Source organism: Pseudarthrobacter sp. PH31-O2 (genome assembly GCF_030063265.1).
GTDB lineage: Bacteria > Actinomycetota > Actinomycetes > Actinomycetales > Micrococcaceae > Arthrobacter.
Window position 1 is genome coordinate 166,091 of the sequence record NZ_JASIST010000008.1, and the last position, 15,949, is coordinate 182,039.

Consider the following 15,949-nt stretch of genomic DNA (forward strand, 5'->3'; position numbering starts at 1 on the left):
ACAGGAGGGGAGAGTGGCCCGGGCCTGCAGCTTCCGCTGCCGCTCCGGCCACTCTGAGAACTCGACTCCCTTGCGCCGGTACTAACCGGATCAGGTTCGAGGGTCTGCGGCTGTCCGCACTCTCAGCGCCCACCTGTGGTCTCCCCGGATTTCCCCGGTGATGCCCGACGGCGGCGCTCCCCTGTCGTATCTAAAAATCGCCCTTGTGGGCGTGACCCACTTTACACCCGTGGAGGTTTGTTTTTCCGGAGTCGGCCGTCACAATCCGCCGGCGCCCGGGACGGCCGGCCTAGTAGAGGCAGCAAGCACGGGAACGCCGGATGCCGCGCCCTGCCGGCCACCAACGGCGGCGAACTAGAACGGGAACCCTAACAAGTGACCAACTCACCAGCGCGGTCCCCCCCGGCTACGACCCGGACTCCGGGGACGAGCAGCCGGGCGGCGGGTTGAGGAGGGATGGTCGCCACCGTCACAGTGTCGGGGTTGCCGCAAAAGCCGACCATAAACTGGTGGACAAAGCCCGCGCGGAAATACTCGGCCGCCCCGGGACGTCAGGCTGAGCTGCCGCCGTTGTTAGCGCCTCGAGCCGTCCGGCCGGCAAGGCGGATCAGCGCAACCCCCACGCCCACGAACCAGGCCCACATCAACACTCCGTATCCGCCGTAGAACTCCGGAACAGTATGCCGTAGCGCCTCCGCAACGACGCCGAGGCCGCCGATCGCGATCCCCAGCCAGGCCAGGGTCTGCGGCAGCACGCCCTTCAGCATGACGAAGGAGATCAGCAGGATGCCAAGCGCGGAGAGGACTCCGACGACGGCCGCCGTGTTGTTCTCGGCGACGATCGCCTCGGCGGCGGTCGAGTAGCGGAGCCGGGACGCGTCGTCGTCCGCGGCCGCGTAACGGTCGCTGAGATATACCAGCACCATGGATCCCCGGCTGGTGACAGGGACGGCCATGATCAAGGCCCACGGCACGGCCCCGACCACGGCGGCCAGCAGGGCACGGCTCTTGTCGAGCGGGGCGAGCGCCACGAACAACGCCACGAATACCACCACCGGCAGGATGTTCGGCACGATCCACAGCAGTTGTTCGGCAATGTAGATCCCCTTGTTCCGCGCGATGAATGCCAGCGTCTCGGCGCCGCCGTGGACCGGAGGCGGGGCGAGGAAGTCCAGGACCAGCGCGAGAATCAGCAGCGCCACGAAAAGAATCGAGGAGATGCCGGCCCAGAGATAGAGCGTCCGCCATGTCTGGCCGTCAGCCGACGGGAGGTCCGGCCGGGTGTGGGCAAGCGAATGGGTTTGGGGCTGTTCCATACTTGAAGTTACGTCTGCCCCGCCCCACCGGACAGGGGCGTTGGTCCCAAGCTGGCCCGGGTCCGCCCGCAGGTCCCCAACTGGACCGTCGGGCGAGGAACGCTAGGCTAGGGGAAGCCCTGTTTCCCTCCCGCAAGGAGTTGCGAAGAATGAATATTTTCATCAAACTGCTCGGCGCCGGCGTCAGCCTGCTTGCCGGCTACGTCGGCACCAAGCTCGTGGACACCGTCTGGGAGAAGTCCACCGGCAATAAGCCACCCAAGGGCCACGAGGACGATGTCCCCACCACCCTGCGCTCGGCCCTGACTTTTGCGCTGATCTCCGCGTCCGTCAGCGCCATCATCCAAGTACTCGCAAATCGCGGCACCCAGCGGGCGGTTGCACGCTTCGCCAAAACCCAGGACCTGGTCTAGGGCGCATCCTCTAGCTTCACCGCCCGCCGGTGTCCCCGGCGTCGTCGTCAGTGAATCCCCGGGTGCCGGCTGCCTGCTGCACCACGGCCTCCAGGTCGTCGGTGCTGAGCAGCTCCGGGTGGAGGTGCTTGGTCCGGTACCCGGCGCGGCCGACCATATGCGCGGAAACCGGAACCGTGAGCAGCTGGAAGATCCATGCCACCACCAGCACCGGCCAGACCCACCAGGTGCGCATTTGAAGGCCCAGCGCGAACAGCAACAGGAACAGTCCCAGCACCTGGGGCTTGGTGGCTGCGTGCATCCGGGTCATCAGGTCGGGAAAGCGGAGCAATCCCACCGCCGCAGCGAGGGACATCAGGGCACCGACCACCATAAAGACAGCCGAGACGGCGTCGATCACGGTGTCGGCGGAAAATGTCTCAGGAGGCACTGCTTTTCTCCCTCCGGTCGGCAACGAAGCGGGCTACCGTGACGGAGCCGACGAACCCGATAAGGGATACCGCCACCAGCAGCATAAGGTTGTTCAGGTGCCGGTTCACTGCCATGTCGATGCACATGGCCGCCCCCACGATGGCCAGGAGCACGTCCGCGGCAAGCACCCGGTCCAGCAGCGACGGACCCCGCGCGATCCGGATGATCGCCCCGCCGGCGGCCAACGAGAGCACCACCGCGGTCACGGTCAGGACTAGCGCCATCACGGCCCCACCTCCTGGTTGAGTGCGGACACTTCGGCTTTGGTCCCCATGATCCGGATCAGCCCGGCCTCCGTGTCGCGGACGTCCTTGCGCAGTTGCGCGGCGCCTGCTGCGTTGCGGACGTTGATCCCGTGCACATAGAGCGTGGATGTGGAGCGATCCACTTCCACCACCATGGAACCGGGGATCAGCGCGGTGACGTGACCGGTCGCCGTGACCAGCAGGTCAGAGTGGCTCCGGAGCGGGACGGCCACAACGGCACTGACCACCTTGGGTCCCTTGGCCGCTGCCAGGTACAGGACCTGGCAGCTCGCTGCCACCACTTTGGCCAGGAACACGAGTACAAACGGCACTGCACGGAGCAGGTTGAAGCGCCCGCCCAGTTCCACCGGCGGCAGGTAGAACAGCCGGGCGACAACGACCGAAATCAGGGCTCCGAAGAGCAGGTTACCGGGGCTGAAGTCCCGCCAGAGGGCGCCCCAAACCACTACGAGCCATACGAGCAGCGGCAGTTCCTGCCGCAGCGAGATCCGTTTCCGGCTCATTTGGAGGCCTCCTGCGGCTGTGGCCCGGGCCTCGGCGGAACCGGCGCATCTTCGCCCAGGACCGCCTGGATGTAAGAGGTCCGGTCCAGCATGTCGAAGGCAGACTGGTCCGCGACCTTGAACAGCGGGCCGGCGAAGATGGTCAGCCCGACGCCGAAAAGCACCAGGCCTAGCGTGGAACCCACCATGGTCCGCGGCAGCAGCGTGACGTTGGTCTTGCCCGCCCGGTCCCCCGTTGCCGAATCTTCCGGGGCAGCCAGCAGCACCGGATCCGGGTGTTCCGCGTCCTCCGGTTTGCGCCAGAACGCACGGTTCCAGACCCTGGCGATGGCAAGCAGCGTCAGCAGGCTGGTCAGCACTCCGCCGGCCATCAGTGCGAAAGCCAGCGGTGTTCCCAGCTGAACCCCGGCCTGAAGCAGACCCAGCTTGCCCAGGAAGCCGGAGAACGGCGGGATCCCGGCCAGGTTCATTGCCGGGACAAAAAACAGCACCGCCAGCAGGGGCGACAACTTGGCCAACCCGGCCAGGCGGTCCACCGAGGAACTTCCGCCACGGCGCTCAATCAAGCCCGTCACCAGGAACAGGCTGGTCTGGATGGTGATGTGGTGGACGACGTAAAATACGGCGGCGCCCAGCCCTGCCACCGAGGACATCGCCAGCCCGAACACCATGTAGCCGATGTGGCTGACCAGGGTGAAGGACAACAGCCGCTTAATGTCATTCTGGGCCAGTGCGCCCAGGATTCCGACAATCATTGTCAGCAAGGCGGCCACCATCAGCGGCGCATTAAAAGTGTCGCCCGGGAAGAGCAACGTTTCGGTGCGGACAATGGCGTAGACACCCACCTTGGTGAGCAGCCCTGCGAACACCGCGGTGACTGGAGCCGGGGCCGTGGGGTAGGAGTCCGGGAGCCAAAAGGACAGCGGGAACACCGCCGCTTTGATGCCAAACGCCACCAGGAGCATTACGTGCAGCAGGTTTTGGGTGCCCTGGTCCAATTGCGCCAGCTTGATGGCGAGATCAGCCATGTTGATGGTGCCGGTAGCGCCATAGATCATCGCGATCGCCATCAGGAAGAGCACTGAGGACACCACCGAGACCACCAGGTAGGTCACGCCTGCCCGGATCCGCGGGCCCGTTCCGCCGAGGGTCATCAGCACGTAGCTGGCGGTCAGGAGGATCTCGAAGCCCACATACAGGTTGAACAGGTCGCCGGAGAGGAACGCATTGGACACCCCCGCTACCAGGATCAGGTAGGTGGGGTGGAAGATCGAGACCGGCGCATCCCGATCGCCGTCGGCCATGCCCTGACCGGTGGCGTAAATCAGCACGGCGAGGCTCACCGAGGAGGAGACCACCAGCATCAGCGAAGAAAACTGGTCCACCACCATCACGATGCCCCATGGCGGGAGCCAGCCGCCGAGGTTGACCGCCGACGTTCCGCCTTCCCAGACGGAGGCCAGCAGCAGACACTCCAGCAGCAGCGTCACGGACAGCAGCGCGATGCTCACCGTCCGTTGCGCACGCGAATGTCGGATCAGCAGGAAGGTGAGGGCCGCCCCGAGGATGGGAAGGAGGACGGCGAGCGGGGCGAAACTGGCAATGTTCACTGTCCGTCTCCTTCCGGATTGGGTAGTTGGACGTTCAAGGAACCCGGTTGCTCCTCCGCCGCCGCCCGCTCGGCGTTCAGCGTACGGTCTGCCACTTGGACCGTGGCTTCGGCGCCGGCTGGGACGTTGGAGACCCCCTGGCCGTCCGAACCGATCATGGTCAACGGAAACTCGGAGGTTTCCACCGGGATCACGGAGTCGTCCTCGACGTCGAAGCTGGGGGTCCGCGCCACGCGGCGGTCCTCGGCGTCGTCCTGGATTTCATCCTCGCGGGCCAGCACCCAGGTCCGGTAGATGATGCCGAGCATAAAGGCCGTGACGGCAAAAGAGATCACGATCGAGGTGAGGATGAGGGCCTGAGGCAGCGGATCGTTGTAGTCCCCGGCCGCGGTGTCCTTGCTGAACATCGGCGCCAGGCCGGCGTACCCGCCGGTGGTCAGAATCAGCAGGTTTGTGGCGTTTGTGAGCAACATCAGGCCCAGCAGGACCCGGGTAAGGCTGCGTTCGAGAATCAGGTAGATGCCGCAGGCGTACAAGGCTCCCATGACCGTCAGCAGTGTCAGGTTGACGCTCATGCTTTTCCCTTGGCTGTGGTTTCGGCCGGTACTCCGCCGGGCTCCTGGTCGCTGGCCGGTTCGTGTGACTGTTCCTCGAAATGTTCGTCGATTTCGGCGCCCAGGCTGCGCAGCACGTCCAGGGCCAGGCCGACGACGACCGTGTAGACGCCGATATCGAAGATCGTGGGGGTGACGAACTTGACGTCGCCGAAAACCGGCAGCCAGAACTCGATGATGGCGCTTTGGAACACCTGGCCGCCCAGCAGCAGCGGTACCAGGCCGGATGCCGCCGCGGTGGCCAGGCCAATACCGAGCAGGGTGCCGGCGCTGACGGGCGACGCCTCGCGCAGCTCGAAACGACCGCCGGCGAGGTACCGGACTGTGAGGGCCAGCCCGGCGGTGAGGCCACCGGCGAAGCCGCCGCCGGGAAAGTTGTGGCCCGCGAGCAGCAGGTAGATCGAGAAGACGATTATTGAGTGGAAGACCAGCCGCGTGACGACTTCGAAGATGATCGAGCGGCGTTCCGGGGCCAGGGTCCGGCCGGCCACAAGCCATGCATCACGGCTCGAGGCGGCGAAACGTCGGCTGATCGCCAAAGCCGCCTCGTCACGGGTATTGCCGCGTTCGCCTCCGGAATTGCGGCGGCCGACGGACCCTTCGGCCACTGTGGCGGATGCCCGGATCCCCTCGCCGCGGTTGTGGACGAAGATCAGGCTGGCAACGCCTGTGGCCGCCAGCGCCAGCACGGAGATTTCCCCGAAGGTGTCCCAGGCCCGGATGTCCACGAGGGTCACGTTGACTATGTTCAGCCCGCCGCCACCCTCGTAGGCCAGTTTGGGGAAATCGAGCGAGACGGGTGCAGCCACCCGGGCGCCGAGGGCGTAGATGGCGACAAAGACCATGGTGATGCCAAACGCCGCTCCGATAATCACCCGGACCACCCGGTATTTGCCGCCGGTCCTGTCGCGTAGTTCCGCCGGGAGGCTGCGCATGGCCAGAACAAAGGCCACGAGGATGATCGATTCCACCAGCATCTGGGTCAGCGCCAGGTCAGGAGCGCCCTGCAGCGCGAACAGCAGGGCGATTCCGTAGCCGGTAACGGACACCATCAGGACGGCCAGGAAGCGTTTGTTGGCCCGCACCGCGGCCAACGCCCCGATCACAATTCCTGCGCCCGCCACAATCTGCAGCGGGGAATTGGGGTCAATGAAGTAGAGGTTCGGGGGCACGGGCTTGTTCGCCAGCACAAGGGCCGTCAGCGGAAGGACGAATGCCACGGTCAGGATGACGGAGAGGTAGAAGAACAGCGAGCCGCGCTGGGTCCGGCCGGTAATCCACACTGCGGCGTCGTCGAGCGCGCCGATAGCCAGCTGATAGCTGCGGTCACCGTCAATCCAGCCGGGGACCAGTGCCTGGAGCCGGGAGACGGTGTTCCGGCCGTAAAACATGGCCAGGCCCAGGGCGAAGGTGATGGCGGTCAGGCCCAGGCTGGGGGTAAGTCCGTGCCACAGCGCCAGATGGCCGGCAGCGGCCGCTGCATCCTCGCCGTCGGGCACAAACAGTGCAGCGTACGGCTGGATCCAGCCGTCTACCGGCGCAGGCCACAACCCGTAGGCGACGGTCAAAAGGCTCAGGATGGCGGGGGCGGCCAGGAAAGCGGGCCTGATCGGTTTGAAAGGCGTTGTCCTGACGCCGGACTTGACGGCGAACGCGCCCCACATAAACCGTGCGCTGTAGGCGAAGGTCAGGATGGAACCCAGCACCAGGCCGGCCAGGAGCACCAGACCCCACGGACCGGCCGACGCGTCGGCGCTGAAGTGGACGAAGGCTTCAAAGACTGATTCTTTCGCGACAAAACCCGCCAGCGGCGGGATTCCGGCCATTGAGGCGGCCCCGACGGCGGCCATAATGGCCAGCGCCCGGGAGGAACGGTAAACGCCCGAGAGCTTGCGCATATCGCGGGTTCCGGCCTGGTGGTCAATGATGCCCACCACCAGGAAGAGCGTGGCCTTGAACAATCCGTGGGCGAGGAGAAGTGCGAGCCCGGCAAGGGCCGCCTCGGGGGTGCCGAGTCCCACGACCATGGTCAGGAAGCCGAGTTGGCTGACCGTACCGTAAGCGAGGATGAGCTTTATGTCCGTTTGCCGCAGCGCCCGGTAGCCGCCGACCAGCATGGTGGCCAGACCGAGGCCAAGCACTACCGGCAGCCAGAACGGGGTTTCCGTGAACCCGGGCGCCAGCCGCGCCACGAGGTAGATGCCGGCCTTCACCATGGCCGCGGCATGCAAATAGGCGCTCACCGGGGTGGGAGCAGCCATCGCGCCGGGAAGCCAGAAGTGGAACGGAACCAGCGCCGATTTGGTGATCGCACCCACCAGGATGAGGAGGACGGCGGCAGCAACGGCGCCCGCGGCGGGACCGGTGACGAGCTCAGGCGCCAAGCCCAGAATGGTAGAGATCCGGTAGGTCCCGGCGTTGTAACCGAGGATGATCAGCCCCACGAGCATGGCCAAGCCGCCGGCGGTGGTGACAATCAAGGCCTGCAGGGCGGAGCGCCGAGCGGACAGCCGGGCCCGGGCGTAGCCGATCAGCAGGTAGGACAGGACCGTGGTCAGTTCCCAGAAGATGAACATCAAGAGCAGGTCATCTGCCGTCACGAGTCCGAACATCACCCCGGCGAAGGCCACCAACTGGGCGCCAAATCCACCGAGGTACTCGTCTTTGTCCTTGAAGTACCGGGCACAGTAGACGAGGACCAGCGCGCCGACCCCGAGGACCAGCAGGGACATCACCCAGGCCAGGGCATCCATCCGGAAGGCGAGCTCCAGCTTTAGCTCGGGGATCCATGGCAGGACCTCGGCGGTTCCGTTTCCTGCAGCTCCGCCCTGGGCCGCACCTGCGTTGGCATAAACGGCGCCGTGCTGCAGGACCAGCCAGAGGAACGAACCGGCAGGCACTGCCGCGAGGGCGTAGAAGGAGTTCCGGCCGAATTTTCGGAAGAGCCATGGCGCCACAGCAGCCGCCGCAAAGTGTGCGGCAAGGACTGTGATCACTGGTATCTCCGCAACGTCAGGATTTCATTTATCAACAAGTTGGAGCAGGCGGCGTATTCGTTCGGTTCAGTCCGGACAGTTTACCAAGCGTTGACAAATTCTTTTCCCACGGTAGGCCGGGTCCTGGGCGGACTGCGGATATTATTCACGCTATGAACTCCGCTGCCGTCCCTGAGGCCGTGCGCCCAGAATCGGAACTTGAATCCGGGCACCAGGCGTCCCACAAGGGGCGCATCCTCGCGTGGGCGGCCTGGGACTGGGGCTCGGCCGCCTTCAATGCTGTGATGACCACCTTTGTCTTCACCGTGTACCTGACATCCAAGGCCTTCGGCGGCGAGGACCATGCCTCCGCGGTCCTGGGCGGCGCGTTGGCGATCGCCGGTGCCGCAATCGCGTTGCTGGCACCAGTCACCGGGCAGCGCTCGGACAACGGTGGGCGGCGCCGGCTGTGGCTTGGGGTCAACACGGCCGCTGTCGCGGTCCTGACCGCCCTGTGCTTTTTTGTTTTCCCGCGCCCTGAGTTCCTGCTGCTAGGGGTGGCACTTATTGCGCTGGCCAACGTGTTCTTTGAGTTTGCCGGCGTGAACTACAACGCCATGCTCGCCCAGATCTCCACCCCAAAGAACATCGGCAAAGTCAGCGGCTTCGGCTGGGGCATGGGATACCTCGGCGGCATCGTGGCACTGCTGATTGTGCTCCAGCTTTTTGTCCAGCCCAGCTTCGAGTGGTTCGGCGGCTCGACGGCGGACGGCCTGAACATCCGGCTGGTCGCGGTGTTCTCCGCCTTGTGGTTCTTCATTTTCGCGTTGCCTGTACTGTTCGCCGTTCCGGAACTGCCCAAAACAAGGCAGGGCGCCGCGCTGGGATTCCTGGCCTCCTACGGCCTGTTGCTGCGGCGGATCAAGGCGATCTACCGAACCAGCCCGCACACCATCTATTTCCTTCTTGCCAGTGCCGTGTTCAGGGACGGGCTGGCAGCGGTGTTTACCTTCGGCGGCATCATCGCCGCGGGTACGTTCGGGTTCGAACTCACGGAGGTCATCTTTTTCGCGATTTTCGGAAACGTTGTTGCCGCGGCGGGTGCCATCGTGGGCGGCTTCCTCGATGACCGGATCGGTCCTAAATCGGTCATCACCGGTTCGCTGGCAGGGCTTCTGGTCGCCGGCTCGATGATCCTGGTCCTCGGCAACGGAAACTATTCCCTCTTCGGCATACAGTGGGCCGGCACCACCACGTTCTGGATCTTCGGACTGTTCCTGTGCCTCTTTGTGGGACCGGCACAATCCTCCTCCCGGGCCTACCTGGCCCGGCTTGCCCCGCACGGGGAATCCGGTGAGCTGTTTGGCCTCTACGCCACGACGGGCCGGGCCGTCAGCTTTCTCGCGCCCGCACTGTTTACGCTGTGCATCGCCGTCGCGGCCCCGCTGGTGGAACCCGGCGGGGCGCAGCGCTGGGGCATTCTTGGCATCATGGCAGTGCTCCTGGCAGGGCTGTTGCTCCTTCTTCCGGTCAAGGCACCGGACCGGACCGAGATCGCCGTCGTCCCGGCAGCCTGAACCTCCCCGGAATCCCCTGCGGCGCACTAGGCTGGAGGGATGAATGTGGATGAAACAGACCTTCCGGGACTGGGCCGGCGCAAGGACTTTATGACCGCCTCCGGGCGGCGGATCGGCGTCGTGGAACACCGCGAAGGCCAGACTGAACTCATCGTCTCGACCTGGGACGATCCGGACACCTGCCAGGCGTCCGTTCCGCTGACAGTCGACGAAGCCGCCGCCCTCGGAAACCTGCTGGGCGGCCAGCGGCTGGCAATGCAGCTCTCCGAGGCGCACCGCGAGGTTCCGGGAATCGTCACCCGGCAGTTCTCCATCGCAGCCGACTCCCCTTTCCACAACCAGCCGATGGGCAAAGCCTGCATCCGGACCCGAAGCGGCGCCTCGATCGTCGCGATCATGCGCGAAGGCGAAGTTCTTCCCTCCCCCGGGCCCGACGTCGTCCTGCACCCCGGCGACCTCCTCGTAGCAGTCGGAACGCAAGAAGGCCTGGACACAGCGGCCAGCATCCTGCGCAACGGCTGACAGCATGGACCCGCTCGCACTGACCCTGATCGAACTCGGGGCCGTCGTCTTTTGCCTCGGCCTGCTGGCGAGGCTGGCCGGGCGGATCGGGATGTCCCCTATTCCGCTGTACTTGGTCGGGGGCCTGTTCTTCGGTGCAGGCGGGCTGGTCAAACTCGAGGGTATGCACGAATTCGCGCACCTCTCCAGCGAGATCGGCGTTATCCTGCTCCTGCTTATGCTCGGATTGGAATATACGGCGGCGGAGCTGGTCACCGGGCTGCGGCGTTCCTGGCAGGCCGGTGTCCTGGACCTCGTGCTGAACTTCCTGCCGGGCGCCGTGCTGGCGGCGCTGTTGGGCTGGGGCGTCGTAGGGGCGATGGTGATGGGCGGCGTCACCTACATTTCGTCCTCCGGGATCGCTGCCAAGGTGATCACCGACTTGCGTCGAATCGGTAACCGCGAGACTCCGGTGGTGCTCTCGATCCTGGTCTTCGAAGACCTGGCCATGGCGGTGTACCTGCCGGTGCTGACGGCAACCCTGGCCGGCGTGAGTTTCGTGGCCGGACTGCAGACGGTCGGGATCTCGCTCGCCGTCGTGACCATCGTCCTGATTGTGGCGTTGCGACACGGGCACCACGTGTCCAAAGCCGTGCACAGCGAAAACTCCGAGGTGTTCCTGCTGAACCTGCTCGGCGCCGCCCTGCTGGTGGCCGGACTGGCAGCGGCCATGCAGGTCTCGGCCGCGGTGGGTGCCTTTATGCTCGGGATCGCCATTTCCGGGGCCACCGCGCACAGCGCCACCCGGATCCTTGAGCCGCTGCGGGATCTCTTCGCAGCCATATTCTTTGTGGTCTTCGGGCTCAACACGGACCCAACGAGCATCCCGCCCGTCCTTGGCTGGGCGTTGCTCCTGGCCATCGTCACCGCGGCCACCAAGATGCTCACCGGGATCTGGGCGGCGAAGCGTGCTGGGATCGGCGTGCCGGGGCGCTTCCGCGCCGGAGCCGCGCTAATCGCGCGCGGCGAATTCTCAATCGTTATTGCCGGCCTCGCCGTCGCCTCCGGCGTCGTACCCCAGGAACTCGCTGCCTTGGCCACCGCCTACGTGCTGATCATGGCAGTCACTGGCCCGCTGATAGCAAAGTTTGTGGAACCGGTTGTGGCGATGCTGCGCCGCCCGGCCAAGCCGTCCAGGGTTCGGACTGCGGACGGCATCTAGGCTGGACGCCGCTGCCGCACGGGCGTCCGCGCAGCGGGCCGGGTCAAATGACGGTGCGGTGGAAATTCAAATGGCTCCGGCTCGCCGTCGGGCCGCGCTGGCCCTGATAGCGGTTACCGTACTCGCCGGAGCCGTAGGGGTGCTCGGCGGCAGAGGTCAGCCGGAAGAAGCACAGCTGCCCAATCTTCATACCCGGCCAGAGCTTGATGGGCAGCGTCGCCATATTCGACAGCTCAAGGGTCACGTGTCCGGAAAAGCCCGGGTCGATGAATCCTGCCGTGGAGTGGGTGAGCAGGCCGAGCCGGCCCAGCGAGGACTTGCCTTCCAGCCGGGCGGCGATGTCGTCCGGGAGCGTCACTGTCTCGTAGGTGGAGCCCAGCACGAATTCCCCGGGATGCAGAATAAAGGGTTCGCCGGAATCGACCTCCACCAGTCGGGTCAGCTCGGGTTGTTCCTCCGCCGGATCGATGTGGGCGTACTTGTGGTTGTCGAAGAGTCGGAAGAACTTATCGATCCGCACGTCAACCGAGGACGGCTGAACCATGGCAGGGTCGAACGGCTCAAGAACAATCCGGTGGGAAGCTATTTCGGCACGAATGTCGCGGTCAGAGATCAGCACAGTGTCAAAATTACAGTACTCACCGGGAACAGTGGTGTGCCGTCCCGGTATTACAGTTCCGGTTCCTGCTCCAGCACTGCCTTGAGCTGGTCCAGTTGGCCGACTTCAGCCCTCATCCGACGCCGGAACCGGGAACTCAACCGGGCCAGGAGCCCCCGCGCTTCGCCCTCCAAGGCAAACCGGACGCGGGTACTGGTGCCTTCGGTGCTCAGGTAGTAGCCGCCGCGGGTCCGCTCCGGCCCGGCAAGGACAGTGAACCGGATCTCTGCCCCCGGCCGCGCCTCGGTGATCTCGACGTCGCAGCATTCCGTCCGTCCGGCGGGTGCAGCGAGGCTCTGGCGGTAAACGGCACCCTTGGCCCCGGCCACGCCCGATACGAGTTCAACGCCGCGGACTCCGTCACGCCAGCTCGGCAGATTGCGGGCATCGAGCAGGAAGTCGTACACGGACATTGCGTCCCGGTGGATCACGACGTCGTACTCTGCAATTGCCACTGAAATCCTCGCTGCGCTGACGGCTGATGGGCGTAGCCCGCTTCCCCGGAACTGCAGCTAACCCCTTCAGGATAATCAGCAAGGCCCCGCCCGCACGGTTCCGGGAACGAGCCTTTATCGAACAGTTATGGGAATCCCCAGGCTGTTTAGTGCTCAGTGGAGCCTCAGGCCTTCCCTGCCATCTGACGCGAACGCCGTTCTGCCGCCGGTGTAGCGACCGGGTGTGGCCAGCCGGGGAGCGCCGGGCCACGATGTCGCAGGGGCGACGTGTTCGGCGAACGCGCGTGGCTGGGGTAAGGTAAATCTCGTTGTTCCCCGGGACCGGCTTCAGCATTTCGGCCGTTCCCACTGCGGCTGTAGCTCAATGGTAGAGCGCTAGCTTCCCAAGCTTGATACGCGGGTTCGATTCCCGTCAGCCGCTCCACTTCGCCAGGGTTTCTGCGCCTTGGACCCCTCCGGGCCGTTAGGTCCGTGCCTGTATGGTTCGAAGTCAGGAACCTCTTCGGTTCCGCTACAGGAGCGATCATGGCTGACAAGTCCCCCCGTCAAGCAGCATCCAAGAAATCCGGGAAATCCCTGAAGGAAAAGCGTGCCGAGAAAAGGACCGCCGCTTTGCCGCCAAGCTCCCTGGACAAGGCGACCGGCTCGAAGCCGGCCAGTCCGAAGAAAAAGTGAGCGGTCCGACGAACCGTCTTACCCTCGGAGTGCTTGCCAGCACCCGGAAACCTGACGAGCAGCGCCTCCCGATCCACCCTCTCCACCTGGACCGCATAGCCCCGGAACTCCAGCGGCAGCTCATTCTGGAGGAGGGCTACGGCGAGCGCTTCGGCGTCTCGGATGCCCATCTGGCACCGCTGGTGGGGCGCATCGTCCCACGCGCCCAGCTTCTCGCCGAGGCCGACGTCGTCCTGTTGCCCAAACCGCAGCCCGAAGACCTTGCCGAACTCCGGGACGGTCAGGTCCTCTGGGGCTGGCCGCACTGCGTCCAGGACCGGGCCATCACCCAACTGGCGATCGACAAAAAGCTCACGCTGATAGCGTTCGAGGCGATGAACCACTGGGCCAGCGACGGCGGCTTCGGCTTGCACGTGTTCCACAAGAACAACGAACTGGCCGGTTACTGTTCGGTGCTGCACGCCCTGGGCCTAACTGGTTCCACCGGAGACTACGGCCGCCGGCTGAGCGCAGTGGTGATCGGCTTCGGGGCCACGGCGCGCGGTGCGGTCACGGCGCTGAACGCCCATGGCGTACACGACGTCCAGGTCCTGACCAACCGCGGGGTTGCCGCGGTTGGCTCCCCCATCCATTCGGTGCGGATCGCGCAGTTCGACCACAGCGACAAGGCGCCGTTCCTGAGCGAAGTCATCACCGAGCGCGGCCGCGTGCCGCTCGCACCGTTCCTCGCCGGGACGGACATCGTCGTCAACTGCACACTCCAGGATCCGAACGCACCACTGACGTATCTGCGCACGGAGGATCTCGACAAGTTCCGGCCCGGGAGCCTGATCGTGGACGTGTCCTGCGATGAGGGTATGGGCTTCAGCTGGGCGAAAAGCACCACGTTTGCCGAGCCGATGTTCACCGTCGGGGACCATATCGCCTACTACGGCGTGGACCACAGCCCGTCCTACCTGTGGAATTCCGCCAGTTGGGAAATCAGCGAGGCGCTGCTGCCCTTCCTGGAAACCGTGATCAGCGGACCCGAGGAGTGGGCCGCGAACGAGACCATCCGGCGCGCCATCGAGGTCCGCGACGGAGTCGTCCTCAACCCGGACGTACTTCAGTTCCAGCAACGGCATCCGGCGTACCCGCACGGCCCGCTGGCAGGCTGACCGGCCGGGGTTTCCGCTACAAAAACCGAGGGCCGCTGCGCGGATCCAAGCAGCGGCCCTCGATCTGCCGTGCGCAACGTTAGGGTGTGGCGGCAGCCGGCCGCCCGCACGGGTACTGCCCTGTCGCCGGACCGGCAGCCCTGCGGACGATCTTGACGAGTCTGCGCCGGTCCCGCAGGTCCACCCGGAGCATCAGCTGGTCGCGGCGGGCCAGCACAACGGCGACCGTCGCGGCTGCCAGGGCCGGTACCGCGCCGGAAACCAGGATGGCCGTGTGCGGATCCACGTGCTCTGCCAGCCAGCCGAGCATGGGCCCGCCAATGGCCTGCCCGCCGATCAGGACCATAATGTACAGGCTCATCACGCGTCCGCGGATTGCCATGTTTGAGCTGATTTGGACCAACTGGTTGGCGGCGGTCAGGAACATCAGGCACCAGAACCCGGCCAGCACCATCGCCGCCGCGAACCATTCGATGGAAGGCGCCAGCGCCGCCAAGCAGAGCATAAGCCCGTACATTCCGGCGGCGAGCATCACCGAACGCAGCCGCAGCTCACGCCGGCGGGCGGAGGTGATAGCCCCGGCCAGCGCCCCGAGGGCCACCGTCCCGTTGAGCACCCCGTAGCCGCCGGCGCCGACGTCGTACACACGGTCCGCGAAAGCGGCAAGCAACACCGGCAGGCTCATCGCGAACACAGCGACGAAGGCCGCCATCAGCCACGGCCAGTAGATGGTTGGTTTGCTCAGCGCATAGTTCAGCCCTTCACGCAGCATTCCCTTGCGCTTGGGCACGGGTGCGCTGGTGTGCAGCTGGTCCTTCCGCAACGTGAGCAGCATGGCAACTGTCGAGCAGCACGCGACGGCGTTCGCGGCGAATGCCCAGCCGGCACCCACCGCGGTGATCAGCAGGCCGGCGAGCGCGGGTCCGATCAGCCCGCCGAGCTGGAACGTTGTGGAATTCACGCTGATGGCGTTCCGGAGATAGGCCGGGCCCACGAGTTCGTTGACAAAGACCTGCCGCGCGGGCTGGTCCAGCACGGTCACCAGGCCCAACGCCAGGGCGATGACGTAGACGTGCCACACCTCAATCCGCTGGCTGAGCGCCAGCACGGCGAGAACGGCCGCCAGCGCCGCCGCCACTGACTGGCACAGCATCAGGATCCTGCGCTTCGCGAACCGATCCGCCATCATCCCTGCCCACGGCCCCAGAAAGAGCGATGGCAGGAACTGCAGGGCGACGGTGATCCCGACGGCGGTGACGGAACCGGAGAGTTGGAGGACCAGCCAGTCCTGCGCAATCCGCTGCATCCAGAGGGCGATGACGGCGATGAAATGGCCGATCGCGAAGATGCGGAAATTGCGGACCTTCAACGATATGAAGGTGTGGCGCCACGGCAGCCTTTGGCTTACGACGGCGACAGGCTGGGTAACGGCGTCTGGCAGTGCGGTGACGGTGGCCTCTAACGGCGGTGGGGGTGCCACGGAATGTCCTCAAGGGAGCGGGGTGAATGGGGATGCCTTAACGCTAAGCTGGCCGC

15 protein-coding genes, 1 tRNA gene and 1 riboswitch are annotated in these 15,949 nt (G+C 65.4%); of the genes, 6 read left to right on the forward strand and 10 right to left on the reverse strand.

What is annotated here, in order from left to right; genetic code table 11:
- Positions 1–49 precede the first annotated feature (49 nt).
- Positions 50–193: riboswitch (TPP riboswitch) on the reverse strand.
- 358 nt (positions 194–551) lie between these two features.
- The gene (locus tag QMG72_RS13555; protein WP_282359000.1) at positions 552–1,316 is read right to left on the reverse strand and encodes a DUF4386 family protein; all 765 of its coding nucleotides are present in this window, start codon (positions 1,314–1,316) and stop codon (positions 552–554) included.
- Positions 1,317–1,465: 149 nt separating this feature from the next.
- Between QMG72_RS13555 and QMG72_RS13560 the strand changes: the two genes are divergently transcribed.
- A complete protein-coding gene (locus tag QMG72_RS13560) occupies positions 1,466–1,729 on the forward strand; it encodes a DUF4235 domain-containing protein (RefSeq protein ID WP_226775221.1) in 264 nt (87 codons plus the stop codon).
- A 16-nt stretch (positions 1,730–1,745) separates the two neighbouring features.
- Here QMG72_RS13560 and mnhG read toward each other — a convergent pair whose 3' ends face one another.
- From mnhG to QMG72_RS13590, 6 genes are read right to left on the reverse strand one after another with little or no spacing between them, the layout of a single operon-like run.
- Positions 1,746–2,159 (reverse strand): monovalent cation/H(+) antiporter subunit G, encoded by a 414-nt coding sequence (gene mnhG / locus QMG72_RS13565; protein WP_263659566.1) that lies wholly within the window; start codon positions 2,157–2,159, stop codon positions 1,746–1,748.
- Complete coding sequence (locus tag QMG72_RS13570) at positions 2,149–2,424, reverse strand: MrpF/PhaF family protein (protein WP_253033514.1); 276 nt, start codon at positions 2,422–2,424, stop codon at positions 2,149–2,151. The genes mnhG and QMG72_RS13570 overlap by 11 nt, the downstream gene beginning before the upstream one ends.
- Entirely contained in the window at positions 2,424–2,969 is a 546-nt protein-coding gene (locus tag QMG72_RS13575) for a Na+/H+ antiporter subunit E (protein ID WP_226775219.1), read from the reverse strand. Before QMG72_RS13575 ends, QMG72_RS13570 begins: the two co-directional genes overlap by 1 nt.
- Entirely contained in the window at positions 2,966–4,579 is a 1,614-nt protein-coding gene (locus QMG72_RS13580; protein WP_282359005.1) for a Na+/H+ antiporter subunit D, read from the reverse strand. Before QMG72_RS13580 ends, QMG72_RS13575 begins: the two co-directional genes overlap by 4 nt.
- Positions 4,576–5,154, reverse strand: coding sequence for a Na(+)/H(+) antiporter subunit C (locus QMG72_RS13585; protein WP_253031815.1), 579 nt, complete (start codon positions 5,152–5,154; stop codon positions 4,576–4,578). The genes QMG72_RS13580 and QMG72_RS13585 overlap by 4 nt, the downstream gene beginning before the upstream one ends.
- Positions 5,151–8,189: a Na+/H+ antiporter subunit A gene (locus QMG72_RS13590; RefSeq protein ID WP_283480805.1), complete on the reverse strand. Its 3,039-nt coding sequence runs from the start codon at positions 8,187–8,189 to the stop codon at positions 5,151–5,153. The genes QMG72_RS13585 and QMG72_RS13590 overlap by 4 nt, the downstream gene beginning before the upstream one ends.
- Positions 8,190–8,341: 152 nt before the next feature.
- On the opposite strand from QMG72_RS13590, the gene QMG72_RS13595 reads away from it, so the two are divergent.
- The 3 genes from QMG72_RS13595 to QMG72_RS13605 are packed head-to-tail and all read left to right on the forward strand — an operon-like array spanning position 8,342 to position 11,468.
- A complete protein-coding gene (locus tag QMG72_RS13595; protein WP_282359007.1) occupies positions 8,342–9,745 on the forward strand; it encodes an MFS transporter in 1,404 nt (467 codons plus the stop codon).
- A 39-nt stretch (positions 9,746–9,784) separates the two neighbouring features.
- Positions 9,785–10,267, forward strand: a complete 483-nt coding sequence (locus tag QMG72_RS13600; RefSeq protein WP_253031812.1) for a cation:proton antiporter regulatory subunit — start codon at positions 9,785–9,787, stop codon at positions 10,265–10,267.
- A 4-nt stretch (positions 10,268–10,271) separates the two neighbouring features.
- Complete coding sequence (locus QMG72_RS13605; protein ID WP_283480806.1) at positions 10,272–11,468, forward strand: cation:proton antiporter; 1,197 nt, start codon at positions 10,272–10,274, stop codon at positions 11,466–11,468.
- Positions 11,469–11,511: 43 nt separating this feature from the next.
- Here the strand turns inward: QMG72_RS13605 and dcd are convergent, their stop codons facing one another.
- Together dcd and QMG72_RS13615 are read right to left on the reverse strand one after the other, a co-directional pair.
- Positions 11,512–12,087 (reverse strand): dCTP deaminase, encoded by a 576-nt coding sequence (dcd, locus tag QMG72_RS13610; protein ID WP_226775212.1) that lies wholly within the window; start codon positions 12,085–12,087, stop codon positions 11,512–11,514.
- Between the two features lie 50 nt (positions 12,088–12,137).
- Complete coding sequence (locus QMG72_RS13615; RefSeq protein WP_253031811.1) at positions 12,138–12,581, reverse strand: SRPBCC family protein; 444 nt, start codon at positions 12,579–12,581, stop codon at positions 12,138–12,140.
- A gap of 350 nt (positions 12,582–12,931) precedes the next feature.
- Between QMG72_RS13615 and QMG72_RS13620 the strand changes: the two genes are divergently transcribed.
- Positions 12,932–13,005: transfer RNA gene (locus tag QMG72_RS13620), tRNA-Gly, on the forward strand.
- 247 nt (positions 13,006–13,252) lie between these two features.
- A complete protein-coding gene (locus QMG72_RS13625; RefSeq protein ID WP_226775210.1) occupies positions 13,253–14,413 on the forward strand; it encodes a N(5)-(carboxyethyl)ornithine synthase in 1,161 nt (386 codons plus the stop codon).
- Positions 14,414–14,492: 79 nt separating this feature from the next.
- Here QMG72_RS13625 and QMG72_RS13630 read toward each other — a convergent pair whose 3' ends face one another.
- Complete coding sequence (locus QMG72_RS13630; RefSeq protein ID WP_283480807.1) at positions 14,493–15,893, reverse strand: MFS transporter; 1,401 nt, start codon at positions 15,891–15,893, stop codon at positions 14,493–14,495.
- Positions 15,894–15,949 lie beyond the last annotated feature (56 nt).